At 69.9% G+C, this 16338-nt stretch carries 12 protein-coding genes and 2 pseudogenes; 9 read left to right on the forward strand and 5 right to left on the reverse strand.

Annotation, left to right across the window (positions count from 1 at the left end):
* Positions 1 to 191 precede the first annotated feature (191 nt).
* From ACGFZQ_RS51545 to ACGFZQ_RS51570, 6 genes and pseudogenes are all read left to right on the forward strand, one after another.
* Entirely contained in the window at positions 192 to 785 is a 594-nt protein-coding gene (locus ACGFZQ_RS51545) for an ArsR/SmtB family transcription factor (protein ID WP_393846438.1), read from the forward strand.
* A 34-nt stretch (positions 786 to 819) separates the two neighbouring features.
* A complete protein-coding gene (locus ACGFZQ_RS51550) occupies positions 820 to 2115 on the forward strand; it encodes an MFS transporter (RefSeq protein ID WP_393846417.1) in 1296 nt (431 codons plus the stop codon).
* 333 nt (positions 2116 to 2448) lie between these two features.
* Positions 2449 to 2739, forward strand: coding sequence for a transposase (locus ACGFZQ_RS51555; RefSeq protein WP_393846418.1), 291 nt, complete (start codon positions 2449 to 2451; stop codon positions 2737 to 2739).
* Positions 2736 to 3476, forward strand: coding sequence for an IS3 family transposase (locus ACGFZQ_RS51560; protein ID WP_393846419.1), 741 nt, complete (start codon positions 2736 to 2738; stop codon positions 3474 to 3476). The genes ACGFZQ_RS51555 and ACGFZQ_RS51560 overlap by 4 nt, the downstream gene beginning before the upstream one ends.
* A 130-nt stretch (positions 3477 to 3606) precedes the next feature.
* Positions 3607 to 3753 (forward strand): IS3 family transposase, encoded by a 147-nt coding sequence (locus tag ACGFZQ_RS51565; RefSeq protein WP_393846439.1) that lies wholly within the window; start codon positions 3607 to 3609, stop codon positions 3751 to 3753.
* Between the two features lie 40 nt (positions 3754 to 3793).
* Positions 3794 to 4112, forward strand: a pseudogene (locus ACGFZQ_RS51570) (hypothetical protein); the annotation flags it as partial.
* Here the strand turns inward: ACGFZQ_RS51570 and ACGFZQ_RS51575 are convergent.
* The 3 genes and pseudogenes from ACGFZQ_RS51575 to ACGFZQ_RS51585 form a co-directional block, all read right to left on the reverse strand.
* Positions 4068 to 4799 carry a dienelactone hydrolase family protein gene (locus ACGFZQ_RS51575; protein ID WP_393846420.1) on the reverse strand — a complete coding sequence of 244 codons (732 nt, stop codon included), beginning with the start codon at positions 4797 to 4799 and terminating at the stop codon, positions 4068 to 4070. The pseudogene ACGFZQ_RS51570 and the gene ACGFZQ_RS51575 overlap by 45 nt on opposite strands.
* Positions 4800 to 4984: 185 nt before the next feature.
* Positions 4985 to 5877: pseudogene (locus tag ACGFZQ_RS51580) on the reverse strand (PDR/VanB family oxidoreductase).
* A 315-nt stretch (positions 5878 to 6192) separates the two neighbouring features.
* Positions 6193 to 6696 (reverse strand): DUF1203 domain-containing protein, encoded by a 504-nt coding sequence (locus tag ACGFZQ_RS51585; RefSeq protein WP_393846421.1) that lies wholly within the window; start codon positions 6694 to 6696, stop codon positions 6193 to 6195.
* Positions 6697 to 7323: 627 nt separating this feature from the next.
* Between ACGFZQ_RS51585 and ACGFZQ_RS51590 the strand changes: the two genes are divergently transcribed.
* Positions 7324 to 7821, forward strand: a complete 498-nt coding sequence (locus tag ACGFZQ_RS51590; RefSeq protein ID WP_393846422.1) for a DUF485 domain-containing protein — start codon at positions 7324 to 7326, stop codon at positions 7819 to 7821.
* Positions 7818 to 9434 carry a cation acetate symporter gene (locus tag ACGFZQ_RS51595; RefSeq protein WP_393846423.1) on the forward strand — a complete coding sequence of 539 codons (1617 nt, stop codon included), beginning with the start codon at positions 7818 to 7820 and terminating at the stop codon, positions 9432 to 9434. Before ACGFZQ_RS51590 ends, ACGFZQ_RS51595 begins: the two co-directional genes overlap by 4 nt.
* Before the next feature lie 66 nt (positions 9435 to 9500).
* On the opposite strand, the gene ACGFZQ_RS51600 is transcribed toward ACGFZQ_RS51595, so the two are convergent.
* Positions 9501 to 13772, reverse strand: coding sequence for a discoidin domain-containing protein (locus ACGFZQ_RS51600; protein ID WP_393846424.1), 4272 nt, complete (start codon positions 13770 to 13772; stop codon positions 9501 to 9503).
* Between the two features lie 500 nt (positions 13773 to 14272).
* The gene (locus tag ACGFZQ_RS51605; protein ID WP_393846425.1) at positions 14273 to 14992 is read right to left on the reverse strand and encodes a TetR/AcrR family transcriptional regulator; all 720 of its coding nucleotides are present in this window, start codon (positions 14990 to 14992) and stop codon (positions 14273 to 14275) included.
* 118 nt (positions 14993 to 15110) lie between these two features.
* Between ACGFZQ_RS51605 and ACGFZQ_RS51610 the strand changes: the two genes are divergently transcribed.
* Positions 15111 to 16244: an FAD-dependent oxidoreductase gene (locus tag ACGFZQ_RS51610; protein WP_393846426.1), complete on the forward strand. Its 1134-nt coding sequence runs from the start codon at positions 15111 to 15113 to the stop codon at positions 16242 to 16244.
* The last annotated feature ends 94 nt before the right edge of the window (positions 16245 to 16338 follow it).

A 16338-nucleotide genomic window follows, 5' to 3' on the forward strand; every position in this document is an offset into this window, starting at 1 on the left:
TCAGGGAGCGGAACTCACCCGTGGAAGTGCGCCCCGGGCAGACGCCCGCGCACTCCCAGCCACTGATCCCGTACACCACGACGAGGGACACCATCTTCGGCTCCGCTCGCATGCAGGCTGTCGCTGCCTCGTCGGGTGCAACTCTGAAGGAGTTATTGCGAAGTTTTCGCTTCATATCTACGGTGAGCAGCATGCGACCGAAGCACGAGCCTGAGCAGATCACCGATCTGTCACGGTTGAAAGTGTTCATGAACCCGCTGCGGATGCAGCTCTGCCGACTGCTGCTCGCTGCAGGCTCGGCGACCGCCTCTCAGCTCGCGGAGTATGTCGACGAGACTCCGTCGCTGGTCAGTTACCACCTGCGCAAGCTGGCCGAGCACGGCTTCGTGGCCGAAGCAAGCGGCCAGGGTGCCGACGGGCGTGAGCGGTGGTGGCAGGTGGCGTCCGAGGAGGGCTGGGGCTTCCGCGAGTCGGACTTCGCGGACACGCCTGAGGGAGCCGCCGCCGTCCTTGCGGTGACTCGTAGCCTCTTCGACACTCGGATCACCCAATACCGTGCCTACCTCGATCAGAGGTCCGCTTGGGGCACCGCGTGGACCGACGCGTCCTTCACCTCAGAGTGGCTGCTCGACCTGACCCCGGCGGAACTCGCTGAGATGAGCGACGAACTCGAAGCGCTGACCCGGCGGTGGCGAGAGCGCGGCAAAGCAGCCAAGGCGGCCGGCGACACCGAGGACCGCGAACACGTGTCCGTGCACCTCTACGGCTTCCCCTTCCGGCCCTGACAGCGCCGGATCCTCCGACTTCCTGGAGCCCGCCATGGCCACCGCAGAGACGTCCCTGCCCGAACGCGCCACCACCCCGGCTTACCGCGACGGCAATGTGCTGCGCTGGCTCACCGCGTACACCGCCTCCCTCGTCGGCGACAGCGTGTACTTCGTCGCCCTCGGCTGGTCCGCCCAGAAGGCCGCCGGCCCCGCCGAAGTCGGCCTTGTCATGGCCACCGGCGCGTTGCCTCGGGCCTTACTCATGCTCGGCGGGGGCGTGGTCGCCGACCGGTTCGACCCCCGCCGGGTGATTCTCGGCAGTGACGCGCTGCGCTGCCTTCTCATCCTGGCGGTGGCCGCCGGCATCGCTCTGACCGCACCGGCTCTGTGGATCCTGGTCGCGGTGGCACTCGTCTTCGGCGCCATCGACGCGATGTTCGTACCCGCGGTCGGCGCCCTCCCGCCGCGGATCACCAGCCCCGACCAGTTGGCCCGGGTCATCGGCCTGCGCTCACTGTCGATGCGCCTCAGCCAGATCGCGGGCCCGCCGATCGGCGGCCTGGCCATGGGGCTTGGAGGTCCGGCGGCCACCTTCACCGTCGCCGGCCTCCTCTTCGCCCTCTCTTTGCCACTCCTGTTGACGATACGGATACGGCCTCTCGGAGTGCGCGACGCGGAGCAGCAGCCGGAGCCCAGCACAGCCCAGTCGGAGCCCGGCACAGCCCGCAAGGACCTGCTCGACGGCCTGCGGTACATCCGCCGCCATCGCCTCATAGGCCCGCTCGTCGCCGTCGGCGCCATCTGCGAACTCGGCCTCGTCGGCACCCTCAACGTCGGCATGGTGCTCCTCAACGCCGAGCGCGGCTGGGGCCCTTCCGGCTACGGCTGGATCGTCAGCAGCTTCGGCGCGGGAGCAGCGGCCAGTGCCGCACTGCTCGCCATCGTCGGATGGCTGCCGCGTGCCGGCCTGATGCTGGCCGGCACGCTGCTCGTGTGCTGCGTGGGAGCGGCCGCCATCGCGCTTGTGCCGACTCTCTGGTCCGCTGCCGTGCTGGCCGCGGTGGTCGGGCTGAACGCGGGAATCTTCGGCAGCCTGGACAACACCCTTGTCCAGACCGCGGCGGACCCCGCCTATCTCGGCCGGGTCACCTCGGTGGTCATGCTCACCATGGTTGGTCTCGCGCCCCTCAGCTACCCGCTGGTCGGCGCCGCGATCGGAGCCTGGGGCGTCGCCCCGGTGTTCGTCGGCTGCGGCTGCTTCGCCAGCCTGGGCGTGGTCATCGCCCTGGCCTCCGACGCGGTGCGACGTGCCGAACTGCCGCGGCGGCGGACAGGAGTGACCGCCTAGGCATCCGTGCCGCAGAAGCACGTGCTCCACGTCCGACGTTGTCGATCGTCGATGCGGTAGCAGTAGTCGACTCCCCCGGGTCCCGGCCTCAGCAGGGGCTGGGTGGGACGCTCTCGGGGGTCTGCCTCAGGACTGGTTCGTGGCGAGCCTCCGAGCCTGCTTCAAGGGTGCACCGTGGGTATCGCCGCAACTGATGCCGGGACCCACGGTTTTGCGCGGCCGTCACGGACCGGCGCACCTTCAACGACACCCTCATCGAGACCGGAACCGAGTCCTATCGCTGGCCTGGCACCAAGGCGAACAAGAACAACGGCACGAAGGGTGCGCCACCATGTGTCACGGATAAGATGTCCGTCAAAGCGGATCAAGCCCAAGGCGGAGATCGTCGAGCTGTGCCGACGCGGTGACCGCTCGGTCGGTCAGATCGCCAAGGACTTCGATCTGACCGAGACCGCGGTGCGTGACTGGGTGAAGCAGGCCGAGGTCGATGCGGGCGAGCGGGACGGCCTGACCGGCAGCGAGCGCGAGGGACTGGCCGCACTGCGGCGGGAGAACCGACGTCTGCGTGAGGACGTCGACATCCTCAAGCGTGCGACGGCTTTCTTCGCGAAGGAGACCCGGTGACGGTTCACCCGTTCATCGAGGCGGAGAAGCGTGCAGGTCACAGCGTCAAACGAGCGTGTGGGCTGCTGAAGGTCTCCCGGACCGCCTTCTATGCCCGCCGCGCTGCCAAGCCGGGTCCCCGCGCGGTCCGTGACGCCGAGCTGGCGGAACAGATCGCCGACGTCCACACGAGATCGCGGGGAACCTACGGCGCCCCGCGCGTCCATGCCGTGCTCAAGCGGGCAGGCGCCGGATGTGGCCGCCGACGTGTCGCGCGGCTGATGCGGGCGGCCGGCCTGCAGGGCCGACACCGCAGACGACGGCACCTGACGATCCCCGATCCACGAGCTGCCCTGCGGCCCGACCTCGTCGTCCGGGACTTCCAGCCCGACCCCGCCGGCCTGGATGCCCGCTGGTGCGGCGACATCACCTACATCGCCACGGAGGAGGGCTGGCTCTATCTGGCCACCGTCATCGACATCGCCTCCCGCCGCGTGGTCGGCTGGGCGACGGCCGACCACCTACGGACCGATCTGGTCGCCGATGCCCTCACGGCCGCCTGCAGGAAGCGCCGTCCCACCCGGCCGGTGATCTTTCACTCGGATCGTGGCTGTCAGTACACCAGCCAGCAATTCGCCGCGCTGGCAGACCAGTTGGGGGTGCGTCTGTCGGTCGGCCGCGCCGGACAGTGCTGGGACTGTCAGTCTCTTGGCACCGGATCCCGCAAGGATTCGGTAGCCCCGGCCGTGACGGTCTGACTCTTGCTACGACCGACCCCGAGGGTGTCCTGGCGTTGATCTGTCGACCGTCCGGCCGGGCACGCAGCAAGCGCTGCCGCCGGCCGGACGTGACCTGATAAGAGCCTGGAGCCACCTCGTCAAAAGGGAACTGCTCGACGCCAGCACCTGGCCCAGCCGGGCCGCCGCCCGCACCGCGATCTTCGATTTCATCGAGGGCTGGTACAACTTGCACCGTCTGCACAGCAGCCTCGGCTACCGCAGTCCCGCCGAATACGAGACCGCACTCGCAGCCTGACCACCACACCGATGGTGTCCGTCAAAGCGGAACAAGCTCAGTGGCAGAGCGAGTGCGCGTCCGTGAGATCAATGATGACGAGGGCATACCCGACGCGAAGATCGCCGAGGTGACGCTCACCAGCCCGGACCGGGCGGCCGCCCGAGAACCTTCAGCCTTCCGGAGGAGATGGCCAAGTCCAGGCCGGCCGAGCACAGCCTGCCGTTTTCGACCTGGAGCCTGGCCATGGAAGACCTCACGCGGTCCCGACTATGCGGCCAAGAAGGCCTGGGTCGAGCTTTCTCTACGCGGTCGCCGGCATCGGAAACCCGTTGTCAGGCCAGGTGCCGGGAGAAGAATCTCAGTGTGCTGTCCTGTTCGAATGCCGGCAGGTCTCCGTGTTTGCCGGGGTTGGCGTGCAGCGTCTTCTCGGTCGAGGCGAAGGCGTCGAACAGCGCCAGGCACTGGTCCCGCGGCACACGCTCGTCGTCCCACTGCACCAGAAACTCCACCGGAACGGTGATCCGTGCGGCGTCCTCGCCCGAGGCCAAGGCTCCGCCAAGGCCCAACACAGCGGCCCGGACACGGGGTTCGGCGGCAACGAAGGGAACACCGAGTCCGCATCCCAGCGAGACTCCCCAGTAGCCCACCGGGCCGTCGCCCACGTGATCGAGTTGTTGGACCGCGTCCAGAGCCGCCTGCCATTCCGGAACGGTCTGGCGGGCCACGAGCGCCTGGAATCCGGCGATCAGGGGCGCCAGGTCCTCCCCGGCCTCCACGCGTGCCTGGTTCTCGGTCGCGATCCGGTTGTACTTCTCGTCCAGCGGCCGATCGCCATGGCCGGGTACGTCGACCGCCATCACCGCGAACCCGCACTCGGTCACAGAGCGGCGCGCACGGTCCAGGATGCCGGGGGCCTTCTTGTGCTGACCGCCGCCGTGTCCCATCACGATGAGGGGACGAGCGCCGGCAGCGCCTTCCGGCGTCCACACGACGCCAGGAATGTCGTTGAGGACAAAAAGCTGTTCGCAGACGCCGTCGGAGGACGTCTCAGAGATGAAGCGCATAGCGTTTCAAGCCCTTCGGGATGCCTTCTGCGGGCACTCCTCAGGCCATGCGAGGGAGGGAGGCCCGACCTGTCACAGTGTTGATCGGTCTCACCTCCTCAGTTCGCAATGGACGCACGGCGGCGTTGAAACTACCACAAGGGTCTCCTCGGACGTCAGCGTCGCCTCACCCGCGGGCGGAGGGTTCACAGGTCCAGGACGAGGCGGGGGGATGTCGCGCGGGAGACGCAGGGGTACATGCGGCCCGTGGGGCCCCGATGTCGTCGCGGTGTTCGGGTTCACCCTCGATGACGGTGAGTTCGCAGGAGCCGCACACGCCCTCGCGGCATCCGGAGGGGAGGCGGTGTCCGGCGTGGGCGAGGGCGTCCAGCAGTGACTCGCCGCGCGGCACCTGGATCGCATGCCCTGAGCGGGCGCACACGGCTTCGAAGTGTGAGTCGGGGGCGTATGTCCTGGGCGTCGGGTGGAAGCGTTCGGTGCCGAACGCGATGCCTGCCGCGTCGAGCATCAGCGCGGGGCCGCACACGTACACCAGGGCGCCGGGGGCGAGCGCCGCGGCCAGGTCCGTCAGGTCGGGTCTGCCCTGGTGCCGGGTGGCGACGATCCGTACCCGGTCGCCGTGGGCGGCGCGCAGTTCGGTGGCGAAGGACATGGTCGCATCGGAGTGTCCGGCGTAGACGAGTGAGGCCGGGACACCGGATGCGACGGCCGCCCGCAGCATCGGCAGGAGGGGGGTGATGCCGATGCCTCCGGCGAGGAAGAGGTATGCGGGGGCGGGGGTGAGCGGGAAGTGGTTGCGCGGCAGTGACACGCCGAGGGTGCGGCCTGGGCGCAGGAAGCGGTGGATGTACTCCGAACCGCCGCGGCTGAGCGGGTCGTACCGTACGGCGGCGCGCTAGGAGGTCCGGACCCCCGGGTCCCCGCACAGGGAGTACTGCCGGGTCAGCCAGTTCGGCAGGGCCAGGTCGACATGGGCTCCCGGCTCCCAGGGCGCCAACGGGGCGGTGGCACTGCGCAGCAGGAGGGAGACGACGCCCTCGGCGATCGGCTCGATGCGGTCGATGGTCGTCTGTTGCATGGAGTCACCTGTGGTCAGTAGAGCTTCCGGTAACCCTCGTGAAGGTTGCGTTCGAGGAGTTCCGGGTCGATGTCGAGGCCGAACTGGCCGGCGGCGATCTCGCCGACCGACGGGGCCCGGCTGCCGGGTGGCGCAGCCCTCGTAGCCGATCGGCGGGCCCCGGACGGTGACGGCCTGGTACGCGCAGGGACGGGGGCTGGTCATGAGTGCCGGGTTCTCCAGGCGGCCGAGCCGGGTCGGGGTGCGCTCTTCGCTTTTCAGGGCCGGGCACGCGTTCCCGGGTGCCGTCGCCCACCGCTGACCTCTTTCTTTCCGTCAGGGGCGGTCCACGCGGAAGTGGTAGCAGCCGTACTCGACGGCGCGGACGTGCACCTGGGCGGTCTCGGGGTCGGCGAACGCCTCGGCCAGTGCGTGTTCGAAAGCCGCGCGGGAATCGTCGGGAAGCTCCAGCATGCGGCCGCCTGTGATGTGGCCTCGGCTGTCATAGCGGCGCAGGACGCGCAGGGCGCCGGGGCGCGCCCAGGGGTAGTCGGGGTTCCCTCCGGACGGGCCGCCGCAGTCCTCGGCGTGGATGAAGACCGGCCCCTGTTCATCGTGGGCCCCGGGGTCGGCGTCCGTCTGCGCCGCCCACCGGCGCAGCGGGGCGTAGGAGACCAGGGCGATCCGCTCTCCCCGGGTGCTGGACCGCAGGCAGCAGCGCAGCGGCGCGTCGCCCTCGTCGTCCGTGTACGGGCGTGGCGGATTCCCGGCGTCGTCATGGACACGGAGTTCCTTGAGGGCCGCGGCGGAGATGGGGAGGGGAGGGAAGGTGGTAGTCATGAGTTCAGCGTGACGCGGGCCGGCCCGGGGCGCTGGCGGTAACCGGACGCCGTCTTCCGCGCCGGAGGAACGTCCGTCAGAGGGGCCCGGGTGTCCCGCGCGCCGTAAGCTCAGCGGCGAACTCGCCGACACCGGCCGGCACCCGCCGACACCCGCCGACATCCGCCGACATCCACCGACCGGCAGTGTGTGCAGGCGCGGCGGCGGTCGGTTCGTGTCGGTGGCGCCTGCGTTCGGCCGGTCGGCCTCCTCCGACCGCGGTTCGAGAGCGAACGGGTGGGTGCCCTGGGGCTCGTGAGGTGTGCGACGGCGCACTCTTCGAAGCAATCGCGCCACCTCGCGCTCCGTTAGTGCTTCAGCACTCCTGGGCAGAGATCCCACGGTCAGCTCCGCACACCGCGGACCGCTCCCGCCGACCCCGGCCGCACCTCTGGCGGACCACGCCCACGCCGGAGACCATGGCGCCCTGCGCTCACACGATCGCGACGTACAAGACGTCGTCCCGGACGACCGGCGCCAACAGTTCCGCACCATCTTCGAGCCGCACGGCGTGCGGTCACCCGAACCGCTCTCCCCGCACGCGGTCCGCCACACGCGGGGCCGGGTCCCCTTCGAGGAGTTGCCGAAATGTCCCATGATTCCCCCGAGTTACCCTCGGACCGGTCCCCGAACGACCACTCCCCGAACGACCACTCCCCGTACGACCACTCCCCGCGCCACCGACCCTCGTACGACCACCCCCTGTACGACCGCCCTTCCCCCGCCTGGTCCACCGACCAGGACGAGCCCTCCGGTGTCCGTCCGCCGAACGCGCACTCCGGCGCCCACCGCACCCTGCGTCTGCTGCGGCGGGCGTACCGCTGGCAACGGCGCGTGGCGACCATCACCGCGCTTGGCTACTTCGCCGCCTTTCTCACCCTGACCGTCAAGGCGCCCTCCCTGATGGCGCGCCCCGGCCCCGGCGGCCTGCCCACCGGGCTGGTCCTGGCCCTCGTCCAGATCCCCGTCACCTGGCTCGCGGTCCTCCTCTACGAGGCCACCGCGCACCGCTTCGTGGATCCCCTGGCGCGCCACGCCCGCCGCCAGACGCGCGTGGCCGTCGCGGACCGGGAGCAGACGCCATGACCGAGTTCAGCGGCTCCGCCCAGTCCTGGTCCCTCGTCGCGTTCTGCTCGGTCGTCGCCCTCACCCTGCTGCTGTGCGTGCTCACCGGCCCGGAGGCGGACGACCTCGCCGAGTTCTACACCGGTTACCGGTCCCTCTCGCCGATACGCAACGGGCTGGCCGTGGCCGGTGACTACATCTCCGCCGCCACCGTCCTCACCATCGGGGGGATCATCGCCCTGTGCGGCTACGACGGCATCGTCCTGGCCCTGAGCGCCTTGCTGTCCCTGCTGTTGCTGATGTTCCTGCTGGCCGAACCGCTTCACAACACCGGCCGCTACACCATGGGCGACGCGCTGGCCCGCCGTCATCCGGCGCGGTCCGTGCGCGTCACGGCCTGTCTGGTCACCCTCGCCGCGCTCGTCCCGATGATGGTCGTGCAGCTGGCCGGCGTCGGTGAACTCCTGGCGTACGTCCTCGGGTTCACCGATCCCGGGATGAAGAACGGCTGCGTGGCCGGGGCCGGAGTTCTCATGATCACCTATGCGGCGCTCGGCGGGATGCCCGGCACCGCGCTCGTCCAGATCATCAAGACCGTGGTGCTGCTCGGCTCCGGGCTGGTCGTGAGCGTCCTGATCCTGCGCATGTTCGGCTGGCAGCCCCAGGCCCTGTTCCACGCGGCGGCCGGGCAGAGCGGGGCGGGGCCCGCCTACCTGAGATGGGGTCTGCAGTACTCCAGCAGCCCGCATCCCGCCCTGGACATGGCCAGCACCCAGTGCGCGATCGTGCTCGGCGGTGCCTGCCTGCCGCATGTCACCATGCGGATGTACACCGCCGGCACCCCGCGTCAGGTCCGTCGCGCGATGTCCTGGGCGGTCTCCTCGGTGACCCTGTTCATCCTGATGCTCACGCTGATCTGCACGGGTGCGGCCGCGCTCGTCGGTCACGACCGCATCGCCGCCGCCGACGCGCACGGCACGACCGCCTATCTCCTGGGCGCCCGCGCCGCGTTCGGAACCAGTCTGTCCCGGCCGGAGAGCCTGCTCTTCGCCACCGTCACCACCGCCGTCTTCCTCACCCTCCTCGCCTCCGTCGCCAGCATGACGCTCGCCTGCGCCAACACCCTCGCCCACGACCTGACCGCGTCCCGCGCCACTCCCCCGGCCCCGGCCCGGGAACTCGCCCTCGCCCGATCCAGCGCCCTGGCCGTGGGCATCCCCACCATCCTTCTGGCCGTCCTCGCCCAGCACCGCAGCCTTCAGCCGCTGGCGACCGTCTCCTTCACCCTCGGTGCCTCGGCCATCGCCCCCGCGCTGCTCTACACCCTCTTCTGGCGCCGCTACACGCGCACCGCACTCCTGGCCACCCTCATCGTGGGAACGCTGAGCGTCCTGGCCCTGGCCCCCGGCACCACGCTGGTCTCCGGGACGCCGCTGTCCGCCTTCCCGGAGGCCGACTTCGCCTGGTTCCCGTACAACACGACCGCCCTCGTCTCCGTACCCGCGGGCTTCCTGGCCGGCTGGCTCACCACCGTCCTGGCCGGGCGACGGTCCACCGTCCGGGAACGCAGCCGTTACGAAGCCCACGAGCACCACCTGCTCACCGGCCCGCCGCCACACCACTCGCCCCAGTAGTGCCGGACACGGCGGGAAGGGGCGCCCCGCCAGGGGACGCCCCTTCCGTTCACCGCCCTTCGGAACCTACTCGATGTTGATCTTGAATGTGCTGGTCGTGTTCTTGATGTCCTGGGCGTTGCCGCTCATCCGCAGGTTGCGGAAGGTGGCCTCGCCGACGGCCGGGCCCTGGCCGGGCTCGGGCAGTTCGTTGGCCCAGATACCGAAGCCCGACTTGGTGTCGAAGGCGTCTCCGCTCTTCTTGGAGTTGGTGATGGAGATGTCGGTGAAGATGGTGTCCTTCACCGGGAACTGCGGCTGGCCGCCGACGTAGTTGGTCTGGAACATCACGCCTCCGTAGGTGGAGTCGTCGATGTCGACGTCGTTGACCCTGATGCCCTGGAAGACCTTCGATGCGGAGAACGCCCAGATGGCGGGGAAGACCTGGGAGCCCCAGAAGTGGCCGCCCGTTCTGTCCAGGGAGACGTTCTCGATCGTCGTCGGATCGGTCCCGAAGCCGTTCATCGGGTAGCCGAAGTCCAGCGAGGAGATCGTGATGCCGGAGTAGACCAGGGTGTCGGCGACCCTGATGTTGCGGAAGGTGTTGTTGAAGCCGCCATAGACGGCGATACCGGCCGCACGCCAGGTGAGTGTCGACGTCAGGTTCTCGTACAGGTTGTTCTTCTCGTCGGCGCCGCCCGCGTCGATCGCCGAGAAGAGCGCGAAGCTGTCGTCGCCGGTGGCGCGGGCGTCGTTGTTGACCACGTGGTTGTCCGTGGAGCCGTTCGTCATGTTGATGCCGTCGGCGAACGTGTCACGGATGCGGGAGTTCTCGATGGTCATGTTGTCGGTGTTGGCACCCCAGTAGAGGCACACCATGTGCTCGGCCCAGATGTTGTCGATGGTGATGTTCGAGACGTTGGAGAAGTCGAACACCTTGCCCGGGCCGTCGATCCGGGACGTGTAGTTGCCGAAGTAGGCGAAGCCGGAGAAGGTCGAACCGTTCGCGGTGGCCTCGGCTCGGAAGCCCACGTCGGTGTTCTCCTGCGAGGAGGGGGCGTGGAAGCGGGTGAACCACGGCCCGGCTCCGACGACCTTGACGGCCTTGCCGTAGACCTGGAACTTGCTGGAGGTCTCGTAGTCCCCGGTGGGCAGGTAGACGCCGACGAGCTTGCCCGTGGTGTCCATGCGGACCTTGTCGAGGGCGTTCTGCACGTCCTGGTGCGAGAAGCCCGCCGGGACCGTGTAGGCGGCCGGGTCCGGGTTCGGGATCTCCGTCGCCTGTTCGAGGTTGATGAAGTCGATGGCGTAGGTGGAGGTGTTGGCCGCGTCCTTCTGGAGGCGGATCTTGGAGCCGGCCGGCACGGTCTTGCCCAGCAGCAGGTTGGCCTCGTCGTAGATGTGGCGCTGGGCACCGGAGCCGGGCGAGTTGCCGGGCGAGGTCTCGTTGCCGTAGAGCCAGGCGTACTTCGAGGTGAGGTCGATCGCCTTGAGGAACTGGCCGTCGACGTAGACGTTCAGGGTGGTGTTGGTGCCGTCCGGGATGGAGAAGCGGGTGACCAGGGTGTTGGTCGCCGCCCGGGTGGTCCACTCGACGTACTGGCCGGTCCCGTTCAGCGTCACCGCCTTGCGGCCGCTCGCCTCGCCGGCGATGTCGCCGATGGTCCGGTTCGGGCCGACGACCGTGGCACCGCCGCCCACCGTGCCGTCCTCGGCCTCGTACATGTCGTAGGGCATGTCCGCGCCGCGGCCGACGAACAGGGGCTGCGTGGTGGTGTTGTTGGTGCGCTTGACCGGCAGTTCGTTGGTGTCGTCGGCGATGACGGTCTTGACGGTGTACTTGCCGTTGACGGCCGTCCACGAACCGAGGGCGATCGGTGCGGTCGTCTGGCCGGACGCGATCGTGCCGGTGTAGGAGCCGCTGAGCGTCTTGACGGTCGCGCCGTTGGCATCCTGGACCGTCAGGGTGACGCCGTGGGCGCCGGAGGCCGAGGCCACCGTGCCCTGGTTCTTGATGGCGACGGTGAAGGCGACCGCGTCGCCCGCCGAGGCGCTGGACGGTGTCCAGGCGACCGGTGCGGCGACCAGGTCGGAGCTGGAGACCGGCTTGACGACCAGGGCGTCGGAGCGGGTGAAGACGTTGTTCGCCTCGTTCTGCTCGATGACCTTGTTCGACGGGTCCACCTCGGCGCCGACCGGGTAACTGCCCGCGTCCCGGGTGCCGATGCTCGCGGTGACCGTCGTCGACGCGCCGGCCGCGAGGGCCGGGACGTCCGCCGTCGCGGCCTTCGTGCCGCCCAGCGTGAAGTTGAGGTCGGTGGCCTTGGAGGCCTTGCTGCCGCTGTTGGTGACGGTCGCCGTCAGGCTGATGGCGTCCGACTCGACCGGGGCGGCGGGCGAGTTGGTGATCCCGGTGACCTTGAGGTCCGGGTTGGCGGCCGGGGTGCCGATCACCTGCACCTCGGCGACCTGCGCGCCCGGGGCACCGGTGTTGGACGCGAACTTGAGCTGGATGTCGGCGGCGGCGCCGGAGACCGGGATGGTCACCGTGTTGCCGGTCGCCGGGTTGAACGTGTAGTCCTTCGCCGCGGCGAGGCTGGTGAAGGCCGTGGCGTCCTGGTCGCGGCCGAGCACCTGGATGTTCTGGGTGCGGGTGGACCAGGCGGCGTCCGGGTTGAGCTTGACGACGACCTGGCCGAGGTCGGCGTTGGCGCCCAGCTTGGTGGTGAGGGTGGCCGGGTAGGCGCCACCCGCGCTCTCCCAATAGGTGCCGATCTGACCGTCGTTGGCGTTCGTGGCGACGTAGGTGAAGGTGTACGAGGAGGCCTCGATGGGCTTGCCCTGGGCGAGGTCGGAGCCGGAGCCGCTACCGGCCCGGGTGACGCTGTTGCTCGCCACCGACACGTTCCCGGCGGCGTCCTTCGCCTTCACGTAGTAGGTGACCGTGGCCGTCGCCGACGGGGTGTCCGTGTACGTCGTGACGTCGCCCGCCACGGACTTGACGAGCTGGTCGTTGGCGTAGACGTCGTAGCCGGTCACCTGGACGTTGTCGCTCGACGCCTGCCAGGTGAGCTTCACGTCGCTGCCGGACTGCGTGTAGGCGAGGTTGCCGGGCGCCGTGGGGGCCTGGGTGTCGCCGCTGGCTCCCTTGCGGGTGACGCTGTTGCTGTTGGCGGAGACGTTGCCCGCCGCGTCCTTGGCCCGCACGAAGTAGGTGATGTCGCTGCCGGCCGGCTGGGTGTCGGTGTAGGTCAGGACGTTCCCGGCGACGCTCGCCCGCAACTGGCCGTTGGCGTAGACGTCGTAGCCGGTCACGGCCGTGTTGTCGGTGGCCGCGCTCCAGGTCAGCTTGATCTGCCCGGTGGCCGGCTCGGTGTAGCTCAGGTTGGTCGGCGCGGTGGGTGCCTGGGTGTCGCCGGTCGCCGGTCCGTAGACCTCCAGCTCGGACGCCTGCCCGGCGGGCCAGCCGCTGTTGGCGGTGAACAGCACGCGCACGTACCGCGTGGTGGTCGTGTCGAAGGTGATGGTCGCCGACTGGTCGTTGGAGCTGTCGAAGGTGTACGCCTTCGAGGCCGTCAGGTCGGTGAAGTTCTGGTTGTCGGTCGAGCCCTGGACCTTGAAGGTCTGGCTGCGGCTGGGCCAGCCGCTGGGCAGCCGGAGCGTCACCTGGTTGATCTGGACCGACGAGCCGAGGTCGACCTGGAGCCACTGCGGGAAGGCGTTGTTCGTGCTCTCCCAGTAGGTGTTGCGGTTGCCGTCACCGGCGTTGGCCGCGCCGTAGACGTCGGCGTGCCCGCTCTCGCTGAAGGGTTTGCCCTGCGCGAGGTTGGGGGTCGAGGCGGCGGCCGTGAGGACCTGCATCTCGGCGAGCTGCGCGGTGGCGGCGACCGAGTTGGCGGTGAAGTCGGCCCGGACGTACCGGGCGAGGGTCGCCGGGAAGGAGACCTTCACCGTGTTGCCGTTGCCGGGGCTGAAGACGTACTGCGCCGACGACTTGAGCGTGGCGAAGCTCTTGCCGTCGGCGCTGCCCTGAAGGGCCAGCGTCTGCTTGCGGGTCTGCCACTGCTCGGGCAGCCGCAGCACGACCTGCCGGACGCGCTCGGTACGTCCGAGGTCGGTCTGGACCCACTGGGCGGACTTCGTCCCGGCCTGCCAGTAGGTGTCGGTGTCGCCGTCGGTGACATTGGCGGCCGCGTGTGCGGCGCGGGCGCTGCCCGCCTTGGTCCTGGCGTCCGCGGCGGCGTTGGGCCCGCCGGCCGCGTGCGCGCCGACGGCGGGCAGGCCCAGAACCATCACGGCGGAGGCGAGCACAGCGGTCGCTGCGCGCCGTCTCCAGGATCTCGGCTTGTGTCGAGTCATGCGGGGTCGCTTTCTGCGGAGGCTCGCACCCCGAAGGGGCGGCGTGGGCGGCTCGTTCCTGGCGGAGTGGTGCAGAAAGGTGCGGGAGGATCGGTTCTCTGCGGAGCAGTGGCTCGGTGGCGTGATGCGCAGAATATTGCGTTGTTTCATCGAAATATTGCAGAGACGAGTGAGCCGGTCCACAGGCAGGACGTCACAAATTTCACCAGAAGAGCTCACGCCTCGGCGGAGAAGGCGGCATGTATCGCCTTTCCGGACCGACGAGGCGGTCAACGAGCAGGCACACCGGCGTACTTGACACCCCCGGAAGCCCCGGTCGGCAACTCGGATGCGAGCGTTGCGCTTGCGTCACCGGACCGCAAGCGAACGCAAGATGCGCAAGAATTTGCGTGATCCTGCGTCGCGGACCTACAACGCGAGTCAGCGCGGTGAGCGTGCCGGTGAGCATCCCGACGACACCGGCCGGACCCTCCGCGGGTGGGGGTCGCGGGGCGGTGTGATCAGGGCGAGCCGGTTTCGTCCGGGACCGGCGGGTGGAGGGTGGTGATGCCAGTGAGGACGTAGTCGATCCCGGCGAGGAACTGCTCGCGGTCGTCGTGCTCGCGCATCTGGTCCGCGACGGCCCGGGTGAACGGGTAGTCGTCGGGGTCCAGCTCCTTCCATACCACCGAGACGGCGCCGAGGAACTCCTCGCGGTCCGTGTCGGGGCCGGGGGCGCCGGCGTTCACGGCGTTCTGGCCGGCGGCGCCGAGGATGTAGTGCAACAGCGCCGAGGTCGCCGTGAACCAGCTGGTCTCGGGCACGCCGAGCGCGCCGACCTGTCGGCCGATGCTTTCGAACATCCGCGCTGTCACCGTCCCCCAGGGGTTACGGGAGAGCTGCACGGCGAGCTGGGTGGCCAGCCAGGGGTGTTCCTCGATCGCGCCGGACAGGCCGAGCGCGACGGCACGGATCCCGTCCTGCGGCGAGCCCGGGGGTTCGGCGGGATCGGCGGCCAGGGCCGCGGCGACGACGCCTTCGGTGGCGGCGCCGAGCAGCTCGTCCTTGTTGGCCACATGCCAGTAGACCGCCCCGGGGCCGGTGGCGAGGCGCTCCGTGAGCGTCCGGAACGTCAGCCCGCTCTCGCCGGCCGCATCGAGCAGTTCGACGGCGGCCTCGACGATGCGCTCCCGCGAGAGCGCCTGTGTGCGCCGCTGTGACCGGCGCGACCGGGTTGCCATGCCTCATCTTGACACATCTGGAGCGCCGTTCCAGCATGGAGCGTCATTCCATTATGGAACGGCGTACCAGAGATGCGGCCGTACCTCCCCGCACGGTCTCGATCCCGAAGGAGCCACCATGCGCACCCACGTCACGATCATCGGCGCCGGACTCGGCGGTCTCACGCTCGCCCGCGTCCTGCACGTGCACGGAATCCCGGCCACGGTGTACGAGGCGGAGGTCTCGGCAACGGCACGGGCCCAGGGCGGGATGCTCGACATCCACGAGCACAACGGCCAGGCGGCCCTTGAGGCGGCCGGCCTGACCGAGGAGTTCCGCGCTCTCGTCCTGGAGGGCCGCGAGGCGACCCGGGCCCTCGCCCCGGACGGGGCCGTTCTGCTCGACGAGCCCGACGACGGCACGGGCGGCCGCCCCGAGGTGCTGCGCGGCGAGCTGCGGCGGGTCCTGCTCGACTCGCTCCCGGCCGGCACCGTTCGCTGGGGCCACAAGGCCGGCGGTGTCCGTGCCCTCGGCGACGGCCGCCACGAGGTGACCTTCGCCGACGGCGCCACCGTCACCACGAACCTGCTGGTCGGCGCGGACGGGGCGTGGTCACGGGTCCGGCCGCTGCTGTCCGACGCGGTGCCCGAGTACGTCGGTACGTCGTTCGTCGAGACCTACCTGTTCGACGCCGAGACCCGGCACCCGGCCACCGCGAAGGCGGTCGGCGGCGGGGCGATGTTCGCGCTCGCGCCGGGGAAGGGGATCCAGGCCCACCGGGAGAGCGGCGGAACCCTGCACACCTACGTGGCGCTCCGCAGGACGCAGGACTGGTTCGACGGCATCGACTTCACCGACGCCGGCGCGGCGGCCGCGCGGATCGCGGCGGAGTTCGACGGCTGGGCGCCGGAGCTCACCGCGCTGATCACCGACGGCGAGACCGCGCCGGTCCTGCGCCCCCTCCACACCCTGCCCGTCGGGCACCGGTGGGACCGGGTGCCGGGGGTGACCCTGCTCGGCGACGCCGCCCACCTCATGATCCCGAACGGCGAGGGAGCCAACCTGGCCATGTACGACGGCGCCGAACTCGGCAAAGCCCTCGCCGCGCACCCCGACGGCACCGAGGTCGCGCTCACGGCGTACGAGCGGGCCATGTTCTCCCGCAGCGCCGAGGAGGCCACCGAAGCCGGCCGGCTCCACGAGCTCATGTTCGGCGACGACTCGCCCCACGGCCTGATCGCCATGTTCACCGGACACGAGCAGGCGGCATGAGGCGCTCGCCGGGCCCGCCAGGGCATCGGCGAAGGGAGCGGGCGGGGGCGTCCCCGAGTGGCGGCTCCGGGCCGGTGGGACCAGGCTGGATGCC

Source organism: Streptomyces sp. NPDC048254 (assembly GCF_043201895.1).
Classification (GTDB): domain Bacteria; phylum Actinomycetota; class Actinomycetes; order Streptomycetales; family Streptomycetaceae; genus Streptomyces.

Bases quoted from the DNA above. Each gene is read 5' to 3' on its own strand.
- ACGFZQ_RS51545 (WP_393846438.1), top strand. From the start codon at position 192: ATGCGACCGAAGCACGAGCCTGAGCAGATCACCGATCTGTCACGGTTG.
- ACGFZQ_RS51550 (WP_393846417.1), top strand. From the start codon at position 820: ATGGCCACCGCAGAGACGTCCCTGCCCGAACGCGCCACCACCCCGGCT.
- ACGFZQ_RS51575 (WP_393846420.1), bottom strand. From the start codon at position 4,799: ATGCGCTTCATCTCTGAGACGTCCTCCGACGGCGTCTGCGAACAGCTT.
- ACGFZQ_RS51585 (WP_393846421.1), bottom strand. From the start codon at position 6,696: ATGACTACCACCTTCCCTCCCCTCCCCATCTCCGCCGCGGCCCTCAAG.
- ACGFZQ_RS51590 (WP_393846422.1), top strand. From the start codon at position 7,324: ATGTCCCATGATTCCCCCGAGTTACCCTCGGACCGGTCCCCGAACGAC.
- ACGFZQ_RS51595 (WP_393846423.1), top strand. From the start codon at position 7,818: ATGACCGAGTTCAGCGGCTCCGCCCAGTCCTGGTCCCTCGTCGCGTTC.
- ACGFZQ_RS51600 (WP_393846424.1), bottom strand. From the start codon at position 13,772: ATGACTCGACACAAGCCGAGATCCTGGAGACGGCGCGCAGCGACCGCT.
- ACGFZQ_RS51605 (WP_393846425.1), bottom strand. From the start codon at position 14,992: ATGGCAACCCGGTCGCGCCGGTCACAGCGGCGCACACAGGCGCTCTCG.
- ACGFZQ_RS51610 (WP_393846426.1), top strand. From the start codon at position 15,111: ATGCGCACCCACGTCACGATCATCGGCGCCGGACTCGGCGGTCTCACG.